At 61.1% G+C, this 6,276-nt stretch carries 8 protein-coding genes; all 8 read left to right on the top strand.

What is annotated here, in order from left to right; genetic code table 11:
• Positions 1-506: 506 nt before the first annotated feature.
• The 8 genes from CFE47_RS26770 to fliR all read left to right on the top strand — a co-directional run bounded on the left by CFE47_RS26770 (position 507) and on the right by fliR (position 6,275).
• The gene (locus tag CFE47_RS26770; protein ID WP_286841649.1) at positions 507-1,844 is read left to right on the top strand and encodes a flagellar hook-length control protein FliK; all 1,338 of its coding nucleotides are present in this window, start codon (positions 507-509) and stop codon (positions 1,842-1,844) included.
• Between the two features lie 210 nt (positions 1,845-2,054).
• Positions 2,055-2,555: a flagellar basal body-associated protein FliL gene (fliL, locus tag CFE47_RS26765; RefSeq protein WP_185703671.1), complete on the top strand. Its 501-nt coding sequence runs from the start codon at positions 2,055-2,057 to the stop codon at positions 2,553-2,555.
• A gap of 9 nt (positions 2,556-2,564) precedes the next feature.
• Positions 2,565-3,533 carry a flagellar motor switch protein FliM gene (fliM, locus tag CFE47_RS26760; RefSeq protein WP_105523143.1) on the top strand — a complete coding sequence of 323 codons (969 nt, stop codon included), beginning with the start codon at positions 2,565-2,567 and terminating at the stop codon, positions 3,531-3,533.
• 34 nt (positions 3,534-3,567) lie between these two features.
• Positions 3,568-4,035, top strand: a complete 468-nt coding sequence (gene fliN / locus CFE47_RS26755) for a flagellar motor switch protein FliN (protein ID WP_003214557.1) — start codon at positions 3,568-3,570, stop codon at positions 4,033-4,035.
• A gap of 1 nt (position 4,036) precedes the next feature.
• Positions 4,037-4,468 (top strand): flagellar biosynthetic protein FliO, encoded by a 432-nt coding sequence (gene fliO / locus CFE47_RS26750; protein WP_286841645.1) that lies wholly within the window; start codon positions 4,037-4,039, stop codon positions 4,466-4,468.
• Entirely contained in the window at positions 4,468-5,211 is a 744-nt protein-coding gene (gene fliP, locus CFE47_RS26745; protein ID WP_185703675.1) for a flagellar type III secretion system pore protein FliP, read from the top strand. Before fliO ends, fliP begins: the two co-directional genes overlap by 1 nt.
• A gap of 4 nt (positions 5,212-5,215) precedes the next feature.
• Complete coding sequence (gene fliQ / locus CFE47_RS26740) at positions 5,216-5,485, top strand: flagellar biosynthesis protein FliQ (RefSeq protein ID WP_003214552.1); 270 nt, start codon at positions 5,216-5,218, stop codon at positions 5,483-5,485.
• Between the two features lie 4 nt (positions 5,486-5,489).
• Positions 5,490-6,275, top strand: a complete 786-nt coding sequence (gene fliR, locus CFE47_RS26735; protein ID WP_185703677.1) for a flagellar biosynthetic protein FliR — start codon at positions 5,490-5,492, stop codon at positions 6,273-6,275.
• Position 6,276 lies beyond the last annotated feature (1 nt).

Here is a 6,276-nt window from a genome sequence, read left to right as displayed (position 1 = left end):
AGCGGGCTTGCTCGCGAATGCGGTGGATCAGCAATGAATTTGTTGACTGACACACTGCATTCGCGAGCAAGCCCGCTCCCACATTTGGATCTCCATGTATCAGGCAGACAGAGGTCTGCTCTGGCTCTGTTTTTGATCTTGATTTTGATCTTAGGCGCCCCGTTAAACCACGCTGGCCGAACGCAGGCTTGAATCCGTGGGTAACCCGGCAGGACGCCGGGTTAGCCGTCCTGGGCCAAGGATGGCCCATGACGGCGGCCCACGGATTCAAGCCGGAGTGAGGGCATGTCGAGCCTAGGCGCGACACCGAGTGGTGGGGCAAGAGCCTTTTGGTTACTTTTGGGCTCTTTCCAAAAGTGACCCGCTGTAAGAGCGGAACCAATAGCCGCCGTTACCCAAATAACGGATATGTACTCCATAAAACGCAATCCCCAAAACCTGGCCCAACTCTTGCTCTACCTCCTGATACTGCATCCCCGATCCCCATGCAGTGGAGACCTTTACCTATGCCAGTCGCCCCGAATTCGCTTCTTCAGGCTGCCCCTGCGGCCAAGCCTCAAGCGCCCGCCGCCACCCCACCGGTAGCGGCTGCGGACCCACGGGACAAGGGCCCTGGCTTCGCTCAGGTGTTCGCCAGCCAGGGTTCCAAACCCTCGGTCAAAACCGACGACAACTCGCCAAAACCCACGCGGGACAAGCCTGCCGACGCCAGCGCCAAACCGGCTGCCAGTGACGACAAGCCTGCCGCCAGCACGCCAGCGGTTGCCGATAGCGGCAATCCCTTGCCTGCCAATCCGCCGGCCAAGCCCGACGACAGCGCCAGCAAGGATGACGACGCACCGGTCGATCCAAGCCTGGTGCAACAACCCCCGACTGATCCGGTGGTAGACCCGGCCATGATTGCCGCCGTCACTCCGGTGGTCGTGCCCGTGCCGGTGGAAACCCCGACGCCTGCGCCTGCTGCCAAGGATGACAAGGCTCAGCCAGTGGTTGCGGCGCCGATTGCCGCCACCGAAGAGGCCAAGCCGGCGTTTGACCCCGAAGCCGATCCCCTGGATGCCATGCCCGCCGTACGCCTGGCCATGGAGCAGGGCGGTCACGTGTCCGCCAGCAGCCAGGCACCGGTGAAAACCGCACCGCCGCCGGCTCAGGATCAGCCGACCGCCGCGCAGAATTTTGCCGCTGGCCTGGCCAATATGGTCGACCAGCAAGCCGCCAAGGACAGCACTGACCAGGGCGGCGACAAAGCCTTCAGCGGATTGATCGAAGGCGGTCTCAAGGATTTGAAAGAGGCCAGCAGCGACACCCGTGTCGATGACTTCGCCAACCGCCTGGCCGCGCTGACCCAGGCCGCCACGCCGAAGACCGCCAACGCATTGCCGCCGGTGACGAATGCGCCGTTGGCCATGCACCAGAGCGGCTGGACCGATGAAATCGTCAACCGCGTGATGTACCTGTCCAGCGCCAACCTCAAGTCGGCGGAGATCCAGTTGCAGCCAGCTGAATTGGGTCGCCTGGATATCAAGGTCAACATGACGGCCGACCAGCAAGCCCAGGTCAACTTCATGAGCGCCCACCCGGTGGTGCGTGAAGCGCTGGAAAGCCAGTCTGGCCGCCTGCGGGAAATGTTTGCCCAGCAGGGCATGGGACAGGTGGACGTTAATGTGTCCGATCAGTCCCGGGGTCAGGAGCAGCAACAGCAGCAGGCGCAGACACAGGGTGTTCGCGGCAGCAGTGGGCGTGGGGCTGATAGCGACAGCGGTGCCCATGCCGACGTTGCCGAGGCAGTCGCGCCGGTGACGTCTACAGTGATCGGCTCTAGCGCCGTCGATTACTACGCCTGATCCCCGTTTAATCGCGGTTCATGTGGGAGCTGGCTTGCCTGCGATGGCGGTGTATCAGCGGCAGAGATGCTAGCTGAACCGCCGCCATCGCAGGCAAGCCAGCTCCCACATTTGATTTGTGGTGCAACCTCTTCCAGACAACTCTGGCATAACACTTGCTCTTGCCTTTCCGTAGATCTATGAATCCCCGAATAGTGACGGATTATTGGCATGGCGAAGAGCGACGACGCAGCAAAAGCACCCGCAGGCAAAGGCAAGCTCAAGCTCATCTTGTTGATAGTCGTGGGCCTGCTCCTGGCCATCGGCGCCTCGGTGGGTGGCACCTGGTACATCATGCACAGCAGTGCCAGCAAACCGGCCCCTGCCGCCGAAACCGCCAGTAACGTCAAGCAACCGGCAATCTTCGAGCCGATGCTCCCGGCCTTTGTCGCCAACTTCAATCAGAACGGTCGTCAACGCTACCTGCAGGTGAGTATCACCTTGCTGGCGCGTAACCAGTCGGACCTGGATGCCCTCAAGGTGCACATGCCGGTGATCCGCAACAACCTGGTGATGCTGTTCTCCGGGCAGAGCTTCGACACTCTTGCCACCCCGGTAGGCCAGGAAATGCTGCGCCAGAAGGTCACTGCCAGCGTGCAGGAAGTGGCCCAGAAAGAGCTTGGCAAAGTCGTGGTCGAGCAGGCGCTCTTCACTAATTTCGTATTGCAGTAGGAACACGACATGGCCGTGCAAGACCTGCTGTCCCAGGATGAAATCGACGCGCTGCTCCATGGCGTCGACGACGGTCTGGTACAGACCGAAATGGCTGCCGAACCCGGCAGTGTCAAAAGTTATGACCTGACCAGCCAGGATCGCATCGTCCGCGGACGCATGCCGACCCTGGAGATGATCAACGAGCGTTTCGCCCGCTACACCCGTATCAGCATGTTCAACATGCTGCGCCGCTCGGCGGACGTGGCGGTGGGCGGCGTGCAGGTGATGAAGTTTGGCGAATACGTGCACTCGCTGTACGTGCCCACCAGCCTCAACCTGGTCAAGATCAAGCCGCTGCGCGGTACCGCACTGTTCATCCTCGACGCCAAGCTGGTGTTCAAGCTGGTGGACAACTTCTTCGGTGGCGACGGCCGTCACGCCAAGATCGAAGGCCGTGAGTTCACCCCCACCGAATTGCGGGTGGTGCGCATGGTGCTGGAGCAAGCCTTCATCGACTTGAAGGAAGCCTGGCAGGCGATCATGGAAGTCAACTTCGAGTACATCAACTCGGAAGTGAACCCGGCCATGGCCAACATCGTCGGCCCCAGCGAAGCCATTGTGGTGTCCACCTTCCACATCGAGCTCGATGGCGGTGGCGGTGACCTGCACGTGACCATGCCGTACTCGATGATCGAGCCGGTGCGCGAAATGCTCGACGCCGGCTTCCAGTCCGACCTGGACGATCAGGACGAGCGCTGGGTCAAGGCCCTGCGCGAAGACCTGCTGGACGTCGACGTGCCGCTGAGTGCCACCGTTGCCCGTCGCCAATTGCGCCTGCGGGACATTTTGCACATGCAGCCGGGGGATGTGATCCCGGTGGAGTTGCCGGAAGAACTGATCATGCGCGCCAACGGCGTGCCGTCGTTCAAGGTCAAGCTGGGTTCCCACAAAGGCAACCTCGCTCTTCAAGTGGTCGAACCGATCAACCGCCGCTGATCAACATTAATTTTTGCTGCGCCGAGGACATGTAATGGCTACCGAACACGAAAACACTTCCGCCGAAGACCAGGCCCTGGCTGACGAATGGGCGGCAGCCCTGGAAGAAACCGGCGATGTTGGCCAGGACGATATCGACGCACTGCTGGCCGCTGACGCCGCCACCGCGCCAGTAGGCAATCGCTTGCCGATGGAAGAGTTCGGCAGCGTGCCGAAGAACAACGACCCGGTGACCCTCGACGGCCCGAACCTGGATGTGATCCTCGACATCCCGGTGTCGATCTCCATGGAAGTGGGCAGCACCGAAATCAACATCCGCAACCTGCTGCAACTCAACCAGGGCTCGGTGATCGAGTTGGACCGCCTGGCCGGTGAACCGCTGGACGTACTGGTCAACGGCACCCTGATTGCCCACGGCGAAGTGGTGGTGGTCAACGAAAAGTTCGGCATCCGCCTGACCGACGTGATCAGCCCGAGCGAACGCATCAAGAAGTTGCGCTGATATGAAACGGCTGATGGTGGGACTGTTGGCAACGCTGCCATTGGACGTTCTGGCAGCGGAGCCTGTGGCTCAGGCTGCCGCCGCCGCACCGGCCAGCCTCGGTGGCCAGTTGACCCAACTGGTGCTGGGCCTGTTGCTGGTGGTCGGCTTGATCTTCGTGCTCGCCTGGCTGATGCGCCGCGTGCAGCGCGTCGGTCCGGGCAACGGCCAGGTGATCGAGTTGGTCGGTTCGCGTGCCCTGGGCCCGCGTGATCGGCTGGTGCTGGTGCAAGTGGGCGAAGAGCAGATCCTGCTGGGCCTTACGCCTGGTCGCATCACCCCGTTGCACGTGCTCAAGACACCGGTGAACGTGGACCAGTCCCAGTCCGCCACGCCAGAATTCGCCCAGCGCCTCATGGAGTTGCTGGGCAAGGATCAGAAGGATAAGAAGTAATGCGCGTTTTATTGACGCTCATGCTGTTGCTGGTCGCGCCATTGGCGCTGGCCGCCGACCCGTTGTCGATCCCGGCGATCACCTTGGGTACCAATGCGGCAGGCGCACAGGAGTATTCGGTCAGCCTGCAGATCCTGCTGATCATGACCGCGCTGAGTTTTATCCCGGCGTTCGTCATGCTGATGACCAGCTTCACGCGGATCATCATCGTGTTCTCGATCCTGCGCCAGGCCCTCGGCCTGCAGCAGACGCCGTCGAACCAGATCCTCACCGGCATGGCCCTGTTCCTGACGCTGTTCATCATGGCGCCGGTGTTCGACAAGGTGAACCAGCAAGCCCTGCAGCCTTACCTCGCGGAGAAGATGACCGCCCAGGACGCCATCGACAAGGCCCAAGGCCCGATCAAGGACTTCATGCTGTCGCAGACTCGTTCCAGCGACCTTGAGCTGTTCATGCGCTTGTCCAAGCGTACCGACATCGCTACCCCGGACCAGGCTCCCCTGACCATCCTGGTGCCGGCGTTCGTGACCTCGGAACTGAAAACCGCGTTCCAGATCGGCTTCATGATCTTTATCCCGTTCCTGATCATCGACCTCGTCGTGGCGAGCGTGCTGATGGCCATGGGTATGATGATGCTGTCGCCGCTGATCATCTCGTTGCCATTCAAGATCATGCTGTTTGTGCTGGTGGACGGCTGGGCGCTGATTATCGGCACGTTGGCCGGCAGTTTCGGAGGGGTATAGCGCCATGACGCCAGAAGTCGCCGTCGACCTGTTCCGTGAAGCGCTGTGGTTGACCACCATGATGGTCGCCGTGTTGGTGGTGCCGAGCCTGTTGGTGGGCCTGCTGGTGGCGATGTTCCAGGCCGCGACCCAAATCAACGAACAGACCTTGAGCTTCCTGCCGCGCCTGCTGGTGATGCTGATCACCCTGATCGTTGCTGGCCCGTGGCTGGTGCAAACTTTCATGGAATACATCCTGCAGCTGTACGGCAGTATTCCGCAGTTGATCGGCTGACCCGATGCAGTCTTTGCTGGCATTGACCGACGTCCAGATCAGCACCTGGGTGGCGTCTTTCATCCTGCCGCTGTTTCGCGTCACGGCGATGTTGATGGCCATGCCGGTGTTCGGCACCACCCTGGTACCCCGCCGCGTGCGCCTGTACTTCGCGGTGGCGATTACCGTGGTGATCGTGCCCGGCTTGCCGGCGATGCCGCCGGTCAATGCCATCGACCTGAGTGCGTTGCTGCTGATTGCCGAACAGATCCTCATCGGCGCCATGCTGGGGTTTTCCCTCACGCTGTTCTTCCAGGCATTTGTGATTGCCGGGCAAATCATTTCGATCCAGATGGGCATGGGTTTCGCGTCCATGGTCGACCCTACCAACGGTGTGTCGGCAGCGGTGATCGGGCAATTCCTGACCATGCTGGTGACCTTGCTGTTCCTGGCAATGAATGGGCACTTGGTGGCTTTCGAGGTGCTGACCGAGAGCTTCACCACGTTGCCGGTGGGCTCGGGTCTGGTGGTCAATCATTTCTGGGAAATGGTTGGGCGCCTCGGTTGGGTATTGGGCGCATCGCTGCTGCTGGTGCTGCCGGCAATCACCGCATTGCTGGTGGTCAACATCGCATTCGGCGTGATGACCCGCGCCGCGCCCCAGTTGAATATCTTCTCCATCGGCTTCCCCCTGACTCTGGTGTTGGGCATGGGGATTTTCTGGATCGGCCTGGCTGACATTCTCAATCAGTATCAACCGCTGGCGACTGACGCCTTGCAGTTCTTACGTGACCTGGCACGGGCGCGCTGAG

The organism is Pseudomonas sp. PGPPP1, assembly GCF_002255865.1.
Taxonomy (GTDB): domain Bacteria; phylum Pseudomonadota; class Gammaproteobacteria; order Pseudomonadales; family Pseudomonadaceae; genus Aquipseudomonas; species Aquipseudomonas cremoris.
Note: the sequence above shows the minus strand (reverse complement) of the source record. Positions and strands in the feature narration are given on the sequence as shown.

Bases quoted from the DNA above. Each gene is read 5' to 3' on its own strand.
- CFE47_RS26770 (WP_286841649.1), top strand. From the start codon at position 507: ATGCCAGTCGCCCCGAATTCGCTTCTTCAGGCTGCCCCTGCGGCCAAG.
- fliL (WP_185703671.1), top strand. From the start codon at position 2,055: ATGGCGAAGAGCGACGACGCAGCAAAAGCACCCGCAGGCAAAGGCAAG.
- fliM (WP_105523143.1), top strand. From the start codon at position 2,565: ATGGCCGTGCAAGACCTGCTGTCCCAGGATGAAATCGACGCGCTGCTC.
- fliN (WP_003214557.1), top strand. From the start codon at position 3,568: ATGGCTACCGAACACGAAAACACTTCCGCCGAAGACCAGGCCCTGGCT.
- fliO (WP_286841645.1), top strand. From the start codon at position 4,037: ATGAAACGGCTGATGGTGGGACTGTTGGCAACGCTGCCATTGGACGTT.
- fliP (WP_185703675.1), top strand. From the start codon at position 4,468: ATGCGCGTTTTATTGACGCTCATGCTGTTGCTGGTCGCGCCATTGGCG.
- fliQ (WP_003214552.1), top strand. From the start codon at position 5,216: ATGACGCCAGAAGTCGCCGTCGACCTGTTCCGTGAAGCGCTGTGGTTG.
- fliR (WP_185703677.1), top strand. From the start codon at position 5,490: ATGCAGTCTTTGCTGGCATTGACCGACGTCCAGATCAGCACCTGGGTG.